General features: G+C 65.0%; 16 protein-coding genes. 2 read left to right on the top strand and 14 right to left on the bottom strand.

Features of this window, described 5'->3' with window-relative positions:
* Nucleotide 1 precedes the first annotated feature (1 nt).
* From J0H39_18385 to J0H39_18355, 7 genes are all read right to left on the bottom strand, one after another.
* Complete coding sequence (locus J0H39_18385) at nucleotides 2–724, bottom strand: ABC transporter ATP-binding protein (protein MBN9498725.1); 723 nt, start codon at nucleotides 722–724, stop codon at nucleotides 2–4.
* Complete coding sequence (locus J0H39_18380; protein MBN9498724.1) at nucleotides 721–1641, bottom strand: SRPBCC family protein; 921 nt, start codon at nucleotides 1639–1641, stop codon at nucleotides 721–723. Before J0H39_18380 ends, J0H39_18385 begins: the two co-directional genes overlap by 4 nt.
* A gap of 2 nt (nucleotides 1642–1643) precedes the next feature.
* On the bottom strand, nucleotides 1644–2474 hold the full coding sequence (locus J0H39_18375) for a phosphoenolpyruvate hydrolase family protein (protein MBN9498723.1): 831 nt from the start codon (nucleotides 2472–2474) through the stop codon (nucleotides 1644–1646).
* A 12-nt stretch (nucleotides 2475–2486) separates the two neighbouring features.
* Nucleotides 2487–3245 (bottom strand): ABC transporter ATP-binding protein, encoded by a 759-nt coding sequence (locus tag J0H39_18370; protein MBN9498722.1) that lies wholly within the window; start codon nucleotides 3243–3245, stop codon nucleotides 2487–2489.
* Nucleotides 3246–3320: 75 nt separating this feature from the next.
* Nucleotides 3321–4598: an ABC transporter substrate-binding protein gene (locus tag J0H39_18365; protein MBN9498721.1), complete on the bottom strand. Its 1278-nt coding sequence runs from the start codon at nucleotides 4596–4598 to the stop codon at nucleotides 3321–3323.
* An 82-nt stretch (nucleotides 4599–4680) separates the two neighbouring features.
* Nucleotides 4681–5652 carry a branched-chain amino acid ABC transporter permease gene (locus tag J0H39_18360; GenBank protein MBN9498720.1) on the bottom strand — a complete coding sequence of 324 codons (972 nt, stop codon included), beginning with the start codon at nucleotides 5650–5652 and terminating at the stop codon, nucleotides 4681–4683.
* A 26-nt stretch (nucleotides 5653–5678) separates the two neighbouring features.
* Nucleotides 5679–6563 carry a branched-chain amino acid ABC transporter permease gene (locus J0H39_18355; protein ID MBN9498719.1) on the bottom strand — a complete coding sequence of 295 codons (885 nt, stop codon included), beginning with the start codon at nucleotides 6561–6563 and terminating at the stop codon, nucleotides 5679–5681.
* Between the two features lie 246 nt (nucleotides 6564–6809).
* Between J0H39_18355 and J0H39_18350 the strand changes: the two genes are divergently transcribed.
* Entirely contained in the window at nucleotides 6810–7379 is a 570-nt protein-coding gene (locus J0H39_18350) for a phosphoenolpyruvate hydrolase family protein (protein ID MBN9498718.1), read from the top strand.
* Here the strand turns inward: J0H39_18350 and J0H39_18345 are convergent.
* The 3 genes from J0H39_18345 to J0H39_18335 all read right to left on the bottom strand — a co-directional run bounded on the left by J0H39_18345 (nucleotide 7376) and on the right by J0H39_18335 (nucleotide 11951).
* A complete protein-coding gene (locus J0H39_18345; protein ID MBN9498717.1) occupies nucleotides 7376–9145 on the bottom strand; it encodes a phosphoenolpyruvate hydrolase family protein in 1770 nt (589 codons plus the stop codon). The two genes, J0H39_18350 and J0H39_18345, sit on opposite strands and share 4 nt — an antisense overlap.
* A gap of 59 nt (nucleotides 9146–9204) precedes the next feature.
* A complete protein-coding gene (gene tal, locus J0H39_18340) occupies nucleotides 9205–10170 on the bottom strand; it encodes a transaldolase (protein MBN9498716.1) in 966 nt (321 codons plus the stop codon).
* A gap of 83 nt (nucleotides 10171–10253) precedes the next feature.
* On the bottom strand, nucleotides 10254–11951 hold the full coding sequence (locus tag J0H39_18335) for a dihydroxy-acid dehydratase (GenBank protein ID MBN9498715.1): 1698 nt from the start codon (nucleotides 11949–11951) through the stop codon (nucleotides 10254–10256).
* 112 nt (nucleotides 11952–12063) lie between these two features.
* Here J0H39_18335 and J0H39_18330 point away from each other — a divergent pair, with 112 nt between their 5' ends.
* A complete protein-coding gene (locus J0H39_18330) occupies nucleotides 12064–13128 on the top strand; it encodes an Ldh family oxidoreductase (GenBank protein ID MBN9498714.1) in 1065 nt (354 codons plus the stop codon).
* Nucleotides 13129–13149: 21 nt separating this feature from the next.
* On the opposite strand, the gene J0H39_18325 is transcribed toward J0H39_18330, so the two are convergent.
* The 4 genes from J0H39_18325 to J0H39_18310 form a co-directional block, all read right to left on the bottom strand.
* The gene (locus J0H39_18325) at nucleotides 13150–14958 is read right to left on the bottom strand and encodes a phosphogluconate dehydratase (protein ID MBN9498713.1); all 1809 of its coding nucleotides are present in this window, start codon (nucleotides 14956–14958) and stop codon (nucleotides 13150–13152) included.
* Nucleotides 14959–15097: 139 nt separating this feature from the next.
* Nucleotides 15098–16297, bottom strand: a complete 1200-nt coding sequence (locus tag J0H39_18320; GenBank protein ID MBN9498712.1) for a mandelate racemase/muconate lactonizing enzyme family protein — start codon at nucleotides 16295–16297, stop codon at nucleotides 15098–15100.
* A 31-nt stretch (nucleotides 16298–16328) separates the two neighbouring features.
* Nucleotides 16329–17522: a mandelate racemase/muconate lactonizing enzyme family protein gene (locus J0H39_18315; GenBank protein ID MBN9498711.1), complete on the bottom strand. Its 1194-nt coding sequence runs from the start codon at nucleotides 17520–17522 to the stop codon at nucleotides 16329–16331.
* Nucleotides 17523–17544: 22 nt separating this feature from the next.
* Complete coding sequence (locus tag J0H39_18310; protein ID MBN9498710.1) at nucleotides 17545–18705, bottom strand: mandelate racemase/muconate lactonizing enzyme family protein; 1161 nt, start codon at nucleotides 18703–18705, stop codon at nucleotides 17545–17547.
* Between the last annotated feature and the right edge of the window lie 288 nt (nucleotides 18706–18993).

Raw genomic sequence — 18993 nt, 5'->3', positions numbered from 1 at the left:
CTTATGCGTCGACGCGGGTGCCGAGCAGGCGTTCCTGCAATTCGCGGTCGGCGGCCAGATCGGCGGCCGGCATTTCGCGCGCGATACCGCCGTTGACGACGATCGCGACGGTCTCGGCCGTCGCGGTCGCCACGCCCAAATTCTGCTCGACCAGCAACACCGCGAGCGAACCGTCGGCGGCGAGGCTTTTCAGCAGCGCCTCGACCTGCTCGACGATGACCGGAGCAAGGCCTTCGGTCGGCTCGTCCATCACCAGAAGACGCGGGTTGAGCAGCAAGGCGCGGCCGATCGCCAGCATCTGCTGTTCGCCGCCGGAAAGCTGCGTGCCGCCATTGCGCCGCCGCTCGGCGAGGCGCGGAAACGTCGCGTAGACGCGCTCGATCGTCCAGCCGCCCGCGGGCGGACGCTTCTGCGCGACCAAGCGCAAATGTTCGTCGACCGTCAGCGACGGCCAAGTACGCCGCCCTTGCGGCACGTAGCCGATGCCGAGATTGGCGATCTTGTTGGGCGGCAGGCCGATCAATTCTTGCCCCATGAATTTGATCGAGCCGGATGTCGCCGCCTTCAGGCCGATGATCGTCTGGCATAAGGTCGTTTTGCCCATGCCGTTGCGGCCGATCACGCCCAGCACGCCGCGCGACAAGCGCAGCGACACGCCTTGCAGCACATGGGCCCGCCCGTAATGGACCTGAAGATCGACGATCTCCAGCAGCGGCGATGTCATTTGCCGCCGCCGAAATACTTGGCGTCGATCGTGTCGAACGCCTTGAGGAACACGTTGTTGTGGACCGTCGGGATCAACTCGACATCGTCGTTGGCGCTGGCGTCCCAATCGGCGGTCCACACGGCGAAGGTGTGATTGCGGTCGGTGATCGGATAGAGCCGCGCGCCCGCGACGTATTCGAGCCACGGCATCGGGCTTTTGTTGATGCGGTAGGAAAAGCTGCGCGTGCGGTCGCAGACATGCAGCAATTCCTCGTGCAGCAAGCCCTCGCCGAACAGGAATTCGCGCACGCCCGAAACCTGATCCGACCGCTTGCCGTCGAGCATATGCATCTTCGTGATGTCGGAATGCCATTCGCCCATGCCCGCGAAATCGCGCAAGATGGGCCACACGTCTTTCGTGGCCCCCCGGATGACGGTCGAAGCGAAAACCTTCGCCGGGCGCCGGCCTTTCCAGCGTTTGGCACCCACCGGCGTTTCGGCCTTCGCGACCGCGGTCGCGAGCGAGGCGAGGCCGCCCGCGAACACGTCGCGCGACACGATCGCTTCGTATTTGCCGCGCTCGTTGGCCGGTTCCTCGAACGTCGCTTCCCATTCGACGAAGCTGCGGTCGCCCGCCGTGACCGGGATCACCCGCAGCGTGGCGAGATAATCGCTCACCGGAAATGCCGGCGTTTCGAAATTGTAGCTGAAGCTGCGATCGGCGTCGTTGAGGCTCAGCAGACGCTCGCGCACATGCGTGCCGTCGTTCAGATGGAAGCTGCGCACGCAGCCGACGACGTCGGACGCGAGCCCGTCCTCGATTTTGCTTTTCGCGATCGCCGGATTCCAATTCGGCAGGCCGTTGAAATCGCGGACGACGCCCCAGACCTTCTCGACGGGCGCATCGATGATCGTGCTGGCATAGGCGCGGGCCATGGTCAGAACTCCACGTTCTTGAAGCGCTTCGTCTGCTCGACGAGCGCGGTTTCGGTCGGCAAACGCTCCATCGACGAAGCGCCGTAGAAGCCGTGACAATTGCGCGTATTGCGCAGCACGAATTGCGCGTCGTCGGGATTCGCGATCGGCCCGCCGTGACACAGCACGATCACGTCCTTGCGCACGCGCTTGGCGGCTTCCGCGCATTCGTCGATCAGCTTGGGGCAATCCTTCAAGGACAGCGAGGTTTCCGCACCGATGGCGCCGCCCGTCGTCAATCCCATATGCGCGACGATAATGTCGGCCCCCGCCTTCGCCATCTCGACCGCTTCGTCGGGGTTGAACACGTAAGGCGTGGTCAGCAGATCCTTCTGGCGCGCGAGGCGGATCATGTCGACCTCGTGGCCGTAGCCCATGCCCGTCTCCTCGAGATTGGCGCGGAACGTGCCGTCGATCAGGCCGACGGTCGGGAAATTCTGCACGCCCGAGAAGCCCAGCGCCGCGAGTTCGTCGAGCAGATGATCCATGATGGCGAAGGGATCGGTGCCGTTGACGCCCGCGAGCACCGGCGTGCGCTTGACGACCGGCAGCACTTCGCGCGCCATATCCTTCACGATGTCGTTGGCGTTGCCGTAGGCGAGAACACCGGCAAGAGAGCCCCTGCCCGCCATGCGATAGCGGCCGGAATTGTAGATCACGATCAGGTCGATGCCGCCCGCTTCCTCGCATTTGGCGGACAAGCCCGTCCCCGCACCGCCGCCGACGATGGGAATGCGCTTCTTCACCATGTTCTGGAACTTCGCGAGGAGTTTCTTGCGTTCGAAGCGGGGCATCGTCGCTGTCCTTCAGTGCTTGCGGCCGCTATGGCCGAGATAAATTTCGTGCACGACCGGATCGTTCTGGATCCGGCCGGGCGTGTCGGAGACCACGACTTCGCCGTCCTTCATCACCGTCACCAGATCGGCGAAGGGCAAGGCGACGTCCATGTCGTGTTCGATCAGCACGATCGTCAGATCGCGCGGCAGATCGCGCAGCAGGCGTAGAAGCTCGGGCCGCTCGACCGGCGAAAGGCCGGCGGCGGGCTCGTCGAGCATCAGCAGTTTCGGCTCGGCTGCGAGCGCCATCCCGACTTCGAGTTGGCGGCGTTGGCCGTGACTCAAATCGCCGACATTCACGTCCAGCAGATGCGTCAGGCGCACGCGTTCGGCGACGTCGCGCGCTTGGGCGAGATGCGCATCGGACCGGCCGGGCGCCAGGAAGCTGAAACGGTTGGGTTTCACCCCGCGCACCGCGACGAAAATATTGTCGCGCACGCTGAGCCCGTCGAACAGCAGCGATTGCTGGTAGGTACGCCCGATACCGCGCCGCGCGCGCGTATGCGCGGGCAAATGCGAAATATCCTCGCCGAACAGCTTGATCGTGCCGGCGGTCGGCGGAAAATCGCCGCAGATCGTGTTGAACAAGGTCGTCTTGCCCGCCCCGTTGGGGCCGAGCACGGCGCGCCGTTCGCCCACCGCCACGTCGAACGTGACGTCGCGCACGGCCTGCAACGCGCCGAAACGGCGGCCGACATTCTTCAATTCGATCGCGGGTGTTGGTGTCATCTCGTGTTTCCAGCCGCGGATCGGGAGGGGGACCGGCTTCCCGGCCCCCGCCCCTTCACCGTTGCCTCGTCCGCGTCAGGATGCGGCGATGCAGCCCGTGTTGTTGCGCGAGGGCGCGCCCAGCGCCAGGAACGCCGGCTCCGGCGTGCCCAGCGTTTGGTTGATCTGACGCGCGCGTTCGAACGCGACCGTCATCGGCGCGCCGCCCCGTTCCTCGATCTTCGTCAGGAAGATGTCGGAAACCGCCTGGCGGTTATGGTCGAGCGACACATCCGCCCCGGTCGGCGCCTTGAACTTTTGCGCCGCCAGCGCGCGCTGGAACGCGGCCTGGTTGTTGGAGAGGTCGCCGTTGACCTCCTTCAACGCCCGGATCACGCCCATCAGGTTGGTCGAATAGTTGACCGCGTGGATCGACGGCGACGGGAACGCGTTCGGCATGCGCTTGTAGCGCGCGACGAAATCGGTCCACATCGGATCGTCGATGACGTCGGCCATCGGGCCGGAAGCCACCATGCCCACCATCAGGCGGCGATGGGGACCGCGCGCCGACAGCATGGTCTGGTCGGCCATGATCGAGCCGCCGATGATCGGCAGATTGCCGCCAGCCTGGGCGTATTGGGTCATGAACGCCAGACCGTCGGTGCCGCCATGGACGACGACCAGCGCGCCCGAGCTGCGCGGGATCTGCGCGATCTGCGAGGCGAAATCGGTGGTGCCCAAGGGCGACCACAGATAATTCACCTTGCCGCCCGCACGGCAGTATTCAAGGCTGAAGCCGAAGACCTGCGCGTAGGGGAACGCGTAGTCACCCGCGACGACCGTGACTTCCGACACGTTGAGCGTACGGCGCACATAGTTGCCGAGACCCGCCATCCATTGCGTGCCGTCGGTGTTGAAGCGGAAGAAGTTCCGCGATGGATTGCGCAGCGTGGTGTCCGAAGCGCCCGACGAGCCGTTGACGATCGTCTTGCCGGTCAGCGTCGCCGAGTAATCCTTCAGCGCGATGCCTTCCGCACCCGACAGCGGGCCGACGATGATGTCGACGTTGTCCTGCTCGATGAGTTTGCGCGCGCGGGCCAGCGCCACGTCGGCCTGCGCGTTCGAGGATTCGCGCGTCCATTCGATGCGGCGCCCGCCGATGGTGAAGTTGTCGGCTTGGAGCAGCATTTCCATCGCGCGATAGGCGTCTTGCCCGCCGGTCGCGAACGGACCTTCGAGCGTCGTGACCGAGCCGAGACGGATCGGGGTGTTCTGGGCGATCGCCGGGGCCTTGATGGCGCCGGTCGCCGCCGCGGTGAGGGCGAGTGCACCCGCCCCTTTGAGAGCCGAACGCCGGGAGAGACGAAGCGACATTGGTTTCCTCCATGGTTTGCGGTTCCGGTTGATCGTGCGCGGCCGGTCCGGAACCTCGTTCCCGCCCGCTTGTACCTTCGCGTCAATCGCGCCGCATGAACGCCCCCACGCGTTTGGCGAGGCCGATCACGCCGTCGGGCGAGAGCAGCACGATGACGAGGAAGACGATTCCGATCAGCGTGTTGAAGCGGTTGCGGTCGTAGATCGACGCCGCGAACGTGTCGAAAAAGGCGAAGATCAGCGAGCCGATGAAGGCGCCGATCGGATGGCCGAGGCCGCCGATCACGCTCATGATCAGCACGTTGACCGTGGCGCCCAAGCCGATGGAGCCTGGCGAAATCCCGATATTGTAGATCGTCGCCAGCACGCCGCCGCAGCCGGCGATGAACCCCGCCACGCCGAACGCGGCGATGCGATGGAGTGCGACGTTGTAGCCCAGCGCCGCCACGCGGCGCGGATTGTCGCGGATCCCTTGCAGCACCAAGCCGAAGGGCGAGCGCACGAGATAGAGCACGGCCGCATAGAGCAGCACGGCGACGGCCAGCGACACGTAATAGAGGACATGCGGTTCGCGGAACGGCAGGCCGAAGACCGTCGGCCCCAACACGTTGCGAATCCCTTCGTAGCCGTTGAACCAGGCGAGATTGGTTTCGACGAAGCGGAAGAAGCCCATCGCCAAAGCCAACGTAATCATCAGCAGATAGATGTCGCGCGTGCGGACGGAGACGAGGCCGACGAACAGCGCCGCCAGCGTCGCCGCCGCGATCCCCAGCGGGATCGCCGCCGCGTAGGACAAACCGCCGACGATGCTGGGCGCCGCCCCGTTGATCGTGATCGCGACGACGTAACCGGCCACACCCGCGAGGCTCATCTGCGCCAGCGAGACGAGACCGCCATAGGTCGCCAGGAAGATCAGCGACATCGCGATAATGCCATAGATGATCGCGCGGCCGAAAATGTTGGCGAGCCAGAAGCGCGCCTGATTCTGCGGCATCAACTCCGGCAATATTGCCGGCAGCAGCAACAGCAACGCCAGCGTCGCGGCCGACGCCATCCCCACGGGCGTGCGCAGCCAAGCGCTCATCGCAGCCGCCCCATGATGCCTTGCGGGCGCAGCGCCAGCACGACGACCATGATGACGAAGGTGAGGATCACTGAATAGGTCGGGAACAGCGCCTGTCCGATCTGTTCGGCAAGGCCCACCAGGATCGCGCCGATCGCGGTCCCCGTGATCGAGCCCATGCCGCCGACGATGACGACGACCAGCGAGATCAACAGGAAGCGCCCGTCCACGCCCTGGGCAAGCGGCTGCGCCGTGGCGCCGATCACGCCGCCGAGCCCGGCGAGTGCTGCGCCCAGCGCGAAGACGATGATGTTGATCTTCGGCACGTCGACGCCGCAGGCCGACAACATGTCGCGATCGTCGACGCCCGCGCGGATCATCAAGCCGACTTTGGTGCGGTTCAAAAGCAGCCACAGCCCTATGCCGACGACGACGGCGACGCCGATCTGGAACAAGCGGAATGTCGGATAGCGGCCGATACCGGGCAATTCGGAAGCGCCGAAAATCGCGTCGGGCGCGAAGAACTGGCGCGGATTGCCGCCGTAATAAGCCAGGATCTGATCGGCGATGATGATCGACAGGCCGATCGTCACCAGCGCTTGTCGCAATTCCTGGCCTTGCATCCAGCCGAGCACCACGCGCTGCATCGCCACGCCGACGATCGCCGCGGCGGCCATGCCCATGGCGACCCCGACATACCACGCGTACCACGCATCGGCGTCGTAAAGCGGCTCCCACAGCGCGTAACCGACATAGGCGCCGACCATATAGAGCGAGCCATGCGCCATGTTGACCGTGCGCATCAGGCCGAAGATCAACGAGAAGCCGCTCGCGACGATGAAATACAGCGCCGCCAGAGTCAGGCCGTTCAATATGATCGTCAGGGCGAGTTGCGACGTCACGGGCGCGAACGATTCCTCTCCACCGTCGCGTCCGAATTCCGGTACATGCCGGGAATCATCACGCGGCGGCGACCGCGACTATTGAACGGGGCGGCATGCCATGCCACGTTGCGCGGAAGGGTTGTTGGGTAATTTCGGGTAATCGGCAAGTAAACAGTTGATATGAAAAAGGAAGAATTTCGGCTGACGACAACCTTTCCGGGACCGGGTGAAACACCGGCGACCGGCTGGGTTGTTTGCCCCGCGATGGCGAAACTGCCGGCGGCGCAAGCGGAAATCCTTGTTCATTTGCCGGTGTGCGATGCGAACGGCGCCGCCCTCGCCGCACTCGACGGCATAGCGAAGCCGAACAAGAACACGCATCTCGCGTTGTTCGCGGGCGATCCTTTTTTACATCTGCCGACCGTGTTTCGCGCGGCCAAGCGGGCGGGTGTCGAAGCGCTCGCGACGTTTCCGTCGGCGCAACTCTTCGACGGCGAAACCGCGCGCGCCATCGCGACCGCCGGCTACGGCCTGAGCGCCGATCTCGCATTCGTGCGCGCGGCGAAGGCGGCGGGCTTCGCCACACTCGCCCTCGCGACCGATCTTGCCGCGGCCAAAGCGCTGCTGGCCGACGGCGCAACGCGCGTCGCCTTGCATCCCGGCCCTGCCACGCCGGACAAGCGCGCGAATAAAACAGCGGCGGCGGCGATCGACGCGGCATGCGCGGCGCTGAAGGGCGCCCCCGTTCTGGTCCATCGCGCCGCCGGCTATGACACCGCGCTCGACGCGGCGTGTGCGAAGGCGCGCGGCGTGGTGCTCCCCCTCGGAACTTAGCCGTCGATGCCGTAACGGCGCATCTTGTTGTAGAGCGTCTTGCGCGACAGGCCGAGATAGGCCGCCGCCGCCCCGCGCCGGAAGCGATGGCGGCGCAATCCTTCGACGATCCAGCCGCGCTCGTCTTCCGGATCCGCCGGTGCGGGTGCGGCAGCGCCCGCGATCGCGTCTTCGATCGCCGCGGCCGAGATACTTCCACCGCGCGTGCGAAGCGCGCAACGTTCCAGCACCGCGCGCAATTCGCGTTGATTGCCGGGCCAGGCGTGGCGCAGCAAAGCGCGATAGGCTTCGGCGTCGAGCGTGGGCGCTTGCCCCGGCAGTGAGGCCAGAACATGGCGCGCGATCAGCGGCACGTCGTCCAATCGATCCCGCAACGACGGCACATCGACGCGCGCGGGCAGGAAACGCGCGAGAAGATCCTCGCGCAACGCGCCTTCCGCCGCCAGCCGCAGCGGATCGGACGACGTCATGCCGATCAGCCGCGCGAGCCCGCGCACCGGCGCCCCGCCGCCGCGTTCGAAATTGCCGCTTTCGAGCCACGCGGCGATACGCAATTGCAGATCCGCCCGCAAGCGTTCGAAACGTTCGACGATCACCGTCGTATCGGCGGCTTCGATCGCGGCGATGCGACGCTTCTGCCCCTCGCTCGCCTCGCGCCCGAATAGTTTCAACTCGGTTTCGGCCGCATCGGCCCCGCCATCGACGACGATCACCGGTCCGCGCCGTCGCGGTCCCGCCGCGTGGATCGCGCGCGCGGCCAGCGACTTGCCCGACCCCGCTTCGCCGACGATCAGCACCGGCAGATCGTTCGCCGCGACGCGCCCGATCGTCGCCATCAATTCGCGGAACGCCGCCGATTGCCCGACCAACCCGCCGAAGCCCGGCGTGCGCGCCCCACCCGCTTTGTCGGCCAAGGCGCGCTGGCCGACGACCGCCGCCGTCTTGAAAGCCGACGTCGATTGCATCACCGCGAGTTCGAACGGCAAGCGATCGAGCGTCGAACCGCCGACATAGCCGTCGGCGCCGGCTTGCGCGCAGACTTGGTACATCTGCTCGGGCGTCACGATCGGCCCGCCTTCGATGACGCAGATCGTGCCGGGTGCCGCACGCCGGATGCGCCGCACGAGCTGACGCGCGCGCTCGGTCGCTTCGTCGAGTCCGACCCATTCGTCGAATCCCGCCGGACCGCCGGCGTTCCAGCCGAAATTGACGCAGACGATATCGGCCCCGATTTCGATCAGCGCATCGACCTCGTCGCGCGTCTTGGCATAACCGAACGCCGCCAAGCCTTCGCGTTTGGCCGCCTTCAGCAGCGCCACTTCGCGGGCATAGCCGAGCCCCGCCGCCTCCAGCGCCGCGCGAAACCGGCCGCTGATATGCGTGACGGTCGGAAAATTGGCCACACCCGCGAAGCCTTCGTCGGCCAGATCGCGCACGAAGGCGCCGATATCGAGCTGCGGATCGAAGGCGCAAGCGCCGAAAAAAACCGGGATCGCGACGCGGCGCAGAATCTCCGCGCGCGCGAAATCGAGCGTGTAGGCGTTGGAATCGGCGAGCGGCAGCATCGAAGCGAGCGACGTGGCGCCGCGCACCCGCAACCGACCTGCATTCAGCGCCAGCAGGAAATCCGCACCGCCGCGTTCGGCCGCGGTCGCGGCACGGCCCACGCCGATCGCCGCGCCGACCAGCAAGCCGCCGTCACGCTTGCGCGGACTGCGCCACGGCCGGCGCTGCGAAGGGTACGTCGCGGGGCGTTCGTCGAACATGGCGCATCGTCGCGCGGAACGATGCGGCCGCGCAAGTGACCGGCCGTGCCGAGGCGCGTTTACAACCGCGCGGCGACGATGGCGCGCAATTTGGCGAGATCGGCCGAGAACAGGCGAATGCCTTCCGACAGTTTCTCGGTCGCCATCGCGTCGTCGTTGAGGCGACGGCGGAATTCCGCCTCGCTCATTTTCGGCGCGGCGGCTTCCGTCGGCATGGCGGGGGCGGTCAGCTTGCGTGGCAGATCGCCTTCCTGCGCGGCCAATTGGTCGAGCAGCGCGGGGCTGATCGTCAGACGATCGCAGCCGGCCAAAGCTTCGATCTCGCCCGTGTTGCGGAACGAAGCGCCCATCACGACGGTCGCGAAGCCGCGCGCCTTGTAATAGGCGTAGATGTTCCGCACCGAGACGACGCCGGGATCGGTTTCCGCGTCGAACGGGCCCTTGCCCGCCTTGACGTGCCAATCGAGGATGCGCCCGACGAAGGGCGAGATCAGGAACGCGCCCGCTTCGGCGCAAACGATCGCCTGGGCGAGGCTGAAGACGAGCGTCAGATTGCAGTCGATGCCTTCGCGCTGAAGCACTTCGGCGGCGCGCACCCCTTCCCAGGTCGCGGCGAGCTTGATCAGGATGCGCTCGCGGCCGATCCCGCGCGCCTGATAGCCCGCAATCACTTCGCGCGCCTTTTCGACCGACGCCTTCGCATCGAACGATAAATCCGCATCGACCTCGGTCGACACGCGGCCCGGCACGATCTTGGCGAGCTCGGCGCCGAAATCGACGGCGAGGCGGTCGCACACGGCATGGATCGCCGCATCGCGCGGCAAGGACGATTTCTTGCCCCACGCGATCGCCGCATCGACGATCGCCGACGCCGCCGGATTCTCGACCGCCTTTAGGATCAACGACGGATTGGTCGTGCAATCGACCGGCTTCAGGCGGCGCACCGCGTCGATATCGCCGGTATCGGCGACCACGGTCGACATTTCGCGCAGCTGATCGAGCTTGGATTTTTTGGCTGTCGTCATCGTCTCTCTCTTCCGGAATCGCGCCTTAGCGTCGGAGTCCCATAGCACGTCCGGCCCCGGGTTTCGACCGGGGCCGTCGGAGGCTAAAAGATGTCGAAATCCACGCCTTCGTCGGCCTGGAGGACATGCGCGTCGTAAAGCTTGTCGTAGCCGCGCCGTTCGATTTTCGCCGGTGCGGGCAGCGCCTTGCGCCGCTTTTCGAGCTCGGCTTCGTCGACCAATAGATCGAGTTTGCGCTGAGCGACGCTGAGCTTGATCCGGTCGCCGTTCTTGACCAGCGCCAGCGGTCCGCCCACGGCGGCCTCCGGCGCCACATGCAGCACGATGGCGCCATAGGCCGTGCCCGACATACGCGCATCGGAGATGCGCACCATGTCTTTGACCCCCGCTTTGGCGAGCTTGCGCGGGATCGGCAGATACCCCGCCTCCGGCATCGCGGCCGCACTGCGCGGCCCCGCATTCTGCAACACCAGAATATCGTCGGCGGTGACGTCGAGATCGGGATCGTCAATGCGCTTCGAGAGGTCTTCGAGCGACGAGAACACGACCGCCCGCCCCTCATGCTCCAGCAGCTTCTTGTCGGCCGCCGCGCGCTTCACGATGGCACCACGCGGGGCGAGCGAGCCGAACACCGCGACCAAGCCGCCATCGGGATCGACCGGCTCGGCGCGCGGACGCACGATCGTGCGGTTCACCTGATCGGCCAGGGGTGCATCGATCAACTCGCGCAGCGACTTACCCGACACGGTCGGCACGTCGAGATGCAGCAGGTCGCGGATCTCCTTCAGCACGGCCGGCACGCCGCCGCCCGCGTGGAAATCCTCCATATAATTGTCGCCGACGGGTTTGAGGTTCACCAGCACCGGCGTTTCGTCGGAGAGTTGGTTCAATCGGTTGAGATCGACCTTCACGCCCGCGCGGCGCGCGATCGCCGTGAGGTGAATCACCGCGTTGGTCGAGCCGGAGATCGCCAGCAGCACGCGCCAGGCGTTCTCGATCGATTTTTCGGTCACGATATCGCGCGGACGCAGCGTATTCGTACCGATCAACTCGACCGCGCGCTTGCCGCTTTCTTCCGCGTTGCGCAGGCGATCGGCATGCACCGCCGGGATCGCCGCCGAGTTCGGCAGCGACATGCCCAGCGTTTCGGAAATGCAGGCCATCGTCGAGGCCGTCCCCATCACGGCGCAAGTCCCCGCCGTGGTGGCGAGGCGGCCTTCGACGGTCTCGATCTCCGCCGCATCGACGTCGCCCGCGCGATAACGCGCCCAGAAGCGGCGGCAATCGGTGCAAGCGCCCAGACGCTCGCCTTTATGGCGGCCGGTCGACATCGGCCCCGCGACGACCTGCACGGCCGGCACGTTCGCCGACAGCGCCGCCATCAGCTGTGCCGGCACGGTCTTGTCGCAGCCGCCCAACAAAACGACCGCATCGATCGGCTGGGCGCGGATCATCTCCTCCGTGTCCATCGCCATCAGATTGCGGAATTTGAGGCTGGTCGGATTGAGGAACACCTCGCCCAGCGACGTGGTCGGAAACTCGACCGGCAATCCGCCCGCCATCAGCACGCCGCGCTTCGTCGCCTCGACCAATTCCGGAAAATGGCGATGGCAGTTGTTGAAGCCGCTATAGGTGTTGGCGATGCCCACGATCGGGCGCGCCAGCGCTTCGCTGGAATAGCCCATCGAGCGCGCGAAGGATCGGCGCAGATACGCCGCGAATTCCGGGTCGCCGTAATTGGTGAGGCCGCCCGCGATGCCGTGCTTCGTGTTCTTCGTCATATCCCTTTCTTAACACCAAAAGCGTTTTGCGTGCACGATGCGAACGCGCTTGCCTTGCGCCAAAGCGGGTCACAATCTGCGGTGCGCAATCCCACATCAGGACGGTATCTCGATGACCAGCACCTACAATGCCGACGAACTGATCGCGTTCGCGGCCGGCGTCGCAATCAAATCGGGGCTCGATGCCGACAAGGCGAAGACCGTCGCGGAGATCCTCGTCGACGGCGATTTGATGGGACACACGACCCATGGACTGCAATTGCTCGCTCCTTATCTGGCCGCCGCGAAATCCGGAAAGATGAAGGTAACGGGCGCGCCGACGGTTATCGCCGATCGCGGATCGGCCCTTACGTGGGATGGACATTTCCTGCCCGGCCCTTGGCTGGTCGTGCAAGCGATGGAGACCGCCTTCGCACGGATCACGACGCATCCGGTCGTCAGCGTGGCGATCCGCCGTGCGCATCATATCGGCTGCCTCGCCGCTTATCTGACGCGCGCGACCGATCGCGGGCTGGTGATGCTGCTGACCTGTTCCGACCCGTCGGTCGCGTCGGTCGCCCCGCATGGCGCGGTCGCCCCGCGCTATACGCCCAATCCTTTCGCGGCGGGATTCCCGACCGGCGGCGATCCGGTACTGATCGATATCAGCGCCTCGACCACGACCAACGGCCTGACCGGCCGCATGCACCGCACCGATCCCGCCGCGCGCCTGCCCGGCCCTTGGCTGGTCGGGCCCGATGGCGAAAGCAGCGACGATCCCGCCGTGCTTTTCGGCAAACCGCCGGGGGCCATCCTGCCGCTCGGCGGGCTCGATCTCGGCCATAAAGGTTTCGCGCTGGGCCTGATCGTCGAAGCGCTGACCTCCGCACTCGCCGGCTATGGCCGCGCCGACGGCGAGACCAATTGGGGCGCTTCGGTTTTCCTTCAGATCATCGATCCCAATGCGTTCGGCGGCGGCGACGCGTTCAAGCGCGAGCTTGGCTGGTTCGTCGATTCATGCCGGACGGCACCGGTGGCGCCGGGCAATCCGCCCGTCCGCATTCCCGGCGAACGCGCCCTCGCCTTGCGCAAACGTCAACGCGAAGACGGCGTCGCCTTGCATCCGGAAATCATGCCCGCGCTGGCCAAACTCGCCGCCGAGACCGGCGTCGAATTGCCCAAACTGCGCGGCGGCTAAACGAACGACGTCATCGCGGCGTTAGCGCTGCGCCGCGATGACCGAGGCGCCTTCCTCGGATGTGCCGGCGACGGCGCGGAACGACGCGAACAATTCCCGCCCCCAGCCATCGGCGTCGCGCGCAGGGTCGAGGATCGCCGGCTCGCGCGCCGAAATGTCGGCCAACACCTCGAGCGTGCCCGCTTCGGCGTCGATGCGGATCATGTCGCCATCGCGCAAACGCGCGATCGGCCCGCCCGCCGCCCCTTCGGGCGAGAGATGGATCGCGGCGAGGACCTTGCCCGAAGCGCCCGACATGCGCCCATCGGTTACCAGCGCCACGCGCTGCCCGCGATCCTGCAACACGCCCAAAGGCGGGATCAGCTTGTGGAGTTCCGGCATGCCGTTGGCGCGCGGGCCTTGGAAGCGCACGACCGCGACGAAATCGCCGGTCAACGCGCCCTCCCCGAACGCCGCCAGCAGCTCCGCCTGATCGGCGAACACTTTCGCGGGCGCTTCGATACGCCGGCGATCCGCCGCGACGGCGGATATCTTCGTCACCGCGCGGCCGAGATTGCCGGCGAGAATGCGAATACCGCCTTGCGCGTCGAACGGTTCGCCGATCGCGCGCAGCACGTTGCGGTCGGCGCTGTCGCGTGGCGGCTCGCGCCACGCCAAGCTTCCGTTATCGAGCCAGGGTTCGCGCGCGTAAGCGCCAAGCCCCTCGCCCATCGCCGTCGTCACATCGGCGAACAGCAAACCGCCGTCGATCAGTTCGCGCATCAGGAAAGCCGTACCGCCCGCCGCCGCGAAATGGTTCACGTCGGCGTTGCCGTTGGGATAGATGCGCGCCAGCAGCGGCACGACGCTCGACAACGCGTCGAAATCGTCCCAATTGAGTTCGATCCCCGCCATACGCGCCATCGCGATCAGATGGATCGTGTGGTTGGTCGACCCGCCGGTCGCCAGCAGCGCCACGATCGCGTTGACCCAGGTGCGCTCGTCGAGCATTTCGCCGGTACCCTTGGCTTTGGTACGCGCCAGTTCCACCGCACGACGCGCCGCGGCGTCGGTAAAGGCCGCGCGCAAGGGCGTGTCCGGATTGGCGAAGGCCGCACCCGCGATATGCAAGCCCATCGCCTCCATCAGCAACTGATTGGAATTCGCCGTGCCGTAGAACGTGCACGTCCCCGGCCCGTGATAGGCCGCACTTTCCGCCGCCAGCAGCGCCGCGCGATCGACTTTGCCTTCGGCGTGGAGCTGACGGATCTTGCTCTTTTCCGAATTGCCCAGGCCCGATGTCATCGGTCCGGCGGGCACGAAGATCGCGGGCAGATGGCCGTAGGACAACGCCCCCATCACCAAGCCGGGCACGATCTTGTCGCAAACGCCCAGGCACAGCACGGCGTCGAAAATATCGTGCGACAACGCGATCGCCGTCGACATGGCGATCGTGTCGCGGCTGAACAGCGACATCTCCATGCCCTTGCGGCCTTGGGTAACGCCGTCGCACATCGCGGGCACGCCGCCCGCGACCTGCGCCACGCCGCCCGCCGCGCGCACCGCCTTCTTTATCGCCTGCGGATAGGTCTCGAACGGCTGATGCGCCGAGAGCATATCGTTATAGGCCGTGACGATCGCGACGTTGGGCGCATCGCCGGCGACCAGCGCCGCCTTGTCGTCGGCCGGGCACGCGGCCACACCATGCGCCAGATTGGCGCAACCGATCTTCCCGCGCCCCGTACCGGCGTCGCGCATGCGCGAAAGCCGCGCCAGATAGGCGGCGCGCGATTTGGCGCTACGGGAAGCGATCGCGGCGGCGGTCGATTCGAGCACGGAATGGAGCTTCATCGTCGTTCCTCATGCCATAAGCGGCCGTCGCGGCCGGTCAAAGCCGTCGCCGCCACCGCCAATACCGATTCTCGGCAACATAGCGCTTCTGCGCTTCGCTGGCACGTTCGCGTATACGCGTAAGGGCTTGATCGCGCCCTCAGTCGAAGAAGTCGGAATCCCCTTCCGTCAGATACTTCTTCGCCTTCGCGGGAATGAGGTTCACACCGAGCCCGGGCCGGTCATAGACGTCGATCAAGCCGTTCTTGACCGGCATCCGGTCGAAGCCTTCAGTGATGTCGTACCAGAACGGCTCGAAACGCGCGGGATACTCGAACGCGATCAGATTGTCCGGCAGCGTCGCGCAAACTTGGATCAGCGACGCCAAGCCGAAAATGCCATTCGCCGTGCCGTGCGGCGCGATCGAGATGCCGTACAGGTCGGCGTATTCGGCGATCCATTTGAGTTCGGCGATTCCGCCGACATCGCACGGGTCCGGCCCGATCACGTCGACCGCATGGCCGTCGATCAGCGTCTTGAAGTTCTGGCGCAGATAGATTTGCTCGCCGGTGTGGATCGGCGTGGTCGTGTGCGGCGTCACCTCGCGATAGACGTCCGCGTTCACATACGGAACGTAATCGCCGGTGATCATATCCTCGATCCACAGCAGATGCAGATCCTCGACCGCCTTGGCGAAACGCAGCGCATCCTGCTTGAGATAACCGGGGCCGGCATCGACGGCGAGGCCGATGCCCTTGCCCAGCGTTTCCTTCGCCGCGCGCACGCAAGCGACGAGATGATCGAAGCCCTGCTCGCTCAGCAGTCCCTTATGCGGATAAGGGAACGGCGCATCGCGCTGGACCGCGCCGTAATGGAAATCGGGGAAGTCGGCGACCATCGAAGAATGGAACGACGTCGGCAGCTTGAACATCGTGAAGCCGCCTTCGAGCGACATCCCGTATTCCGCCCATTTGCGATAATCGTCGGGCGTGTGCCCGACCTTCGCCTCGTGCTGATAGAGCGTGCGATAGGTCCGTACCTGATCGCGCACCTTGCCGCCGAGCAAGCGATAGATCGGCAAATTGGCGGCCTTCCCCGCGATATCCCACAGCGCGATCTCGATGGCGCTGACGGCGGCACCGAACGGTTTGAACCCGCCGCGCACGCGGATGCGCTTCATGATCCGCTCGACATTCACGGGGTCCTGGCCGACCAGCCAGGATTTCAGCTGCAGTACGATCGGCTGCATATAAGGCTTGGGCGTTTCGATCTGGCTCCAGCCCGTGATCCCCTCATCCGTCGTGATGCGGATAACCGGGCTGTTCGCGATAACCGCGCATTTGATATCCGTGATCTTCACCGTGTCCTCCGAATTCGTTTATCGACCGCGCTCAATCGAAGAACGCGCTGTCTTCCGCCGCCAAATAGCGTTTCGCCCGCTCGGGCACGAGTTCGACGCCCATGCCCGGCCGGTCCCACACCTCGATCATGCCATTGCGGATGATCGGATTGGGCAAGCCGTCCACGATGTCGTACCACCATTCGGGATCGCCGACCGGGCATTCGAAGGCGATGAAATTATGCGGCAGCGTCGCGCCGACTTGCACGAGAGCCGCAAGTCCCAGCAGACCGTTGCCCGTGCCATGCGGCGCCATCAGAATGCCGTGCAGATCGGCGTATTCCGCGATCCATTTAAGTTCGGCGATGCCGCCCACGTCGCACGGATCCGGGCCGACGACGCGCACGGCCTGCCGCTCGATCAAATCTTTGAAGTTCTGGCGCAGATAGATTTGCTCGCCGGTATGGATCGGCGTCGATGTCGATTGCGTCAAGTCGCGATAGACGTCGGCGTTGACGAACGGCACGTAATCGCCGGTCAGCATATCCTCGAGCCACATCAAATGATGCTTCTCGACCGCGCGGGCGAAGCGGATCGCGTCGGGCAGCATCCAGCCGGGCCCGCAATCGAGCGCGAGCCCGACCTTGTCGCCCAGCGCTTCCTTCATCGCCGCAACGCAATCGAGCGTATAGGCCATACCGCGTTCGGTCAGCATTCCGCGATCGAGCCAGCCATGCAGCGAGCTCTTCTCGACCTCGCCGTAGAAATAGCCCGGCTCGTTCTTCATCGGGCTGTGGAACGAAATGCCCTGTTTGACGATCGTGAAGCCTTCGGGCAGCGCCATCATGCGCTTCATTTCGTCGGCGAAATCTTCGGGTCGATGGCGCGCCAACGGCTTGCGATAGGCGCCGTTATAGACGCGCACGCGATCGCGCACCTTTCCGCCCAACAGCTTGTAGACGGGCACGCCGGCCGCCTTCCCCGCGACATCCCACAGCGCCATTTCGATCGCGCTGATCGCCGCACCATAGGGTTTGAACGCGCCGCGCTGGCGGATGCGCAGCATCGTGCGCTCGACATCCGTCGGATCGGCGCCGAGCAACGGCTCGCGAAACTGCAAAACGAACGGCTTGAGGTAAGGCTTGTACTTCTCGACCTGGCCGAAGCCGCTGATGCCCTGGTCGGTGACGATCCGCACGATCGGGCTTCCGCCGATCACGGCGCATTTCAAATCGACGATCTTCATGTTCGATGCCTTTTCCGTCCGCTTACTCGACGACGTTCGCCGCCAGATATTCGCGATTCATTTCGATGCCGAGCCCCGGCGTCTTGTTCAGTTTGAGGCTGCCGTTCGAATTGTCGAGCGGCTTGTCGATGAGCGGATCGTATTTCGACAGATTCCACTCCGACGTCTCGAGCTTGTAGAAATTCGGCACCGTCATCATCACTTGCGCGCCGGCGACGACATTGATCGGGCCTGCCGCGTCGTGCGGCGACACGGGAATGTAGAACGCCTCGCACAGCGTCGAGATTTTCTTGAGCTCGCTGATCCCGCCGGTCCACGTGACGTCGGGCATGATGTAGTCGGCCAGACGGTTCTCCAGGATCGGCACGAAATCCCATTTCGTGTGCCCGCGCTCGCCCCACGAGATCGGCACATTGACCTTCTCGCGCACTTGCATCAGCGCATCGACGCTTTCGGGCGGACACGGTTCCTCGAACCAGTCGATCTGCCCCGCTTCCTCCAGCGAATTGCACAAGCGGATCGCCGTGGGCACGTCGAAGCGGCCATGCGCGTCGATCAGGATTTCGACGTCCGGCCCCGCGGTTTCGCGGATCAACGCGGTCAGCTCGGCCGCTTTGCGCTGATCCTTGCGCGTCATGCTGCCGTCGAGATAGCCCTCACGCTGCTCGCGCGCGCGGCCATCCACATACGGCCCCTGTTGCGGGAACGGATCGAATTTGAGCGCGGTGTGGCCCGACTTCACGATGTCGCGGATCTCGGCAATCACGTTTTCCTTGCTGGTGAATTTCCGCTGATCGGGATGTGTATAAAGTGCGATCTCGTCGCGCACGGGGCCGCCCAGCAATTCGTAGATCGGCTTGCCGAGAACTTTGCCGCGAATGTCCCATAGCGCGATATCGATCGCGCTGACGCATTCGACCGCCGCCCCGCGGCTGCCCATATAGGTGAAGCTGCGGAAAAGTTTGTGCCAGAGGCGTTCGATATGCGCGGGATCTTCGCCGACCATCATGTCGCTGATCCGCCGCAGCATCGCCGTGAGCGCGCGGTTCGCGATTTTCGTCGTCGTGGTGATCTCGCCCCAGCCTGTGACGCCTTCATCCGTACGGATTTCGACGAACAAAAACTCGCCCCAGTAGGACGCCGCCGACTTGATAAGCCATGGCTCGATTTTGGTGATCTTCATTTTTTGTCGCTCTTGTTCGAGGATCAAAAACGGCCAGCGAGACATCTCCCCTGCCCAGTCGGCCGCGGCGAATGCGTCGATCTTTTCAAAGCCACCCGACAGATTTGCCGTGCGATGGCGCGGCATTTCCCCTCAAACCCCTCAAAATCCGACGGGCGCATATCATTTTTTCTGGATATACATTAATACGAAATTGACTCGCAATATGACTTCTGCAACCGTGACGCAAACGGGGCACGAATACAGATGCTCCGAAGCCATGAAAGATAACAAACAACGCCAACGTCT

It is taken from the genome of Alphaproteobacteria bacterium (assembly GCA_017308135.1).
Classification (GTDB): Bacteria; Pseudomonadota; Alphaproteobacteria; order CACIAM-22H2; family CACIAM-22H2; genus Tagaea.
Note: the sequence above shows the minus strand (reverse complement) of the source record. Positions and strands in the feature narration are given on the sequence as shown.

Excerpts from the sequence above, each read along its gene's own strand:
- J0H39_18310 (MBN9498710.1), bottom strand. The coding sequence starts at position 18,705 with ATGAAGATCACCAAAATCGAGCCATGGCTTATCAAGTCGGCGGCGTCC.
- J0H39_18325 (MBN9498713.1), bottom strand. The coding sequence starts at position 14,958 with ATGAAGCTCCATTCCGTGCTCGAATCGACCGCCGCCGCGATCGCTTCC.
- J0H39_18315 (MBN9498711.1), bottom strand. The coding sequence starts at position 17,522 with ATGAAGATCGTCGATTTGAAATGCGCCGTGATCGGCGGAAGCCCGATC.
- J0H39_18360 (MBN9498720.1), bottom strand. The coding sequence starts at position 5,652 with ATGGCGTCGGCCGCGACGCTGGCGTTGCTGTTGCTGCTGCCGGCAATA.
- J0H39_18370 (MBN9498722.1), bottom strand. The coding sequence starts at position 3,245 with ATGACACCAACACCCGCGATCGAATTGAAGAATGTCGGCCGCCGTTTC.
- tal (MBN9498716.1), bottom strand. The coding sequence starts at position 10,170 with ATGACGACAGCCAAAAAATCCAAGCTCGATCAGCTGCGCGAAATGTCG.
- J0H39_18335 (MBN9498715.1), bottom strand. The coding sequence starts at position 11,951 with ATGACGAAGAACACGAAGCACGGCATCGCGGGCGGCCTCACCAATTAC.
- J0H39_18365 (MBN9498721.1), bottom strand. The coding sequence starts at position 4,598 with ATGTCGCTTCGTCTCTCCCGGCGTTCGGCTCTCAAAGGGGCGGGTGCA.
- J0H39_18375 (MBN9498723.1), bottom strand. The coding sequence starts at position 2,474 with ATGCCCCGCTTCGAACGCAAGAAACTCCTCGCGAAGTTCCAGAACATG.
- J0H39_18380 (MBN9498724.1), bottom strand. The coding sequence starts at position 1,641 with ATGGCCCGCGCCTATGCCAGCACGATCATCGATGCGCCCGTCGAGAAG.
- J0H39_18330 (MBN9498714.1), top strand. The coding sequence starts at position 12,064 with ATGACCAGCACCTACAATGCCGACGAACTGATCGCGTTCGCGGCCGGC.
- J0H39_18350 (MBN9498718.1), top strand. The coding sequence starts at position 6,810 with ATGGCGAAACTGCCGGCGGCGCAAGCGGAAATCCTTGTTCATTTGCCG.
- J0H39_18385 (MBN9498725.1), bottom strand. The coding sequence starts at position 724 with ATGACATCGCCGCTGCTGGAGATCGTCGATCTTCAGGTCCATTACGGG.
- J0H39_18345 (MBN9498717.1), bottom strand. The coding sequence starts at position 9,145 with ATGTTCGACGAACGCCCCGCGACGTACCCTTCGCAGCGCCGGCCGTGG.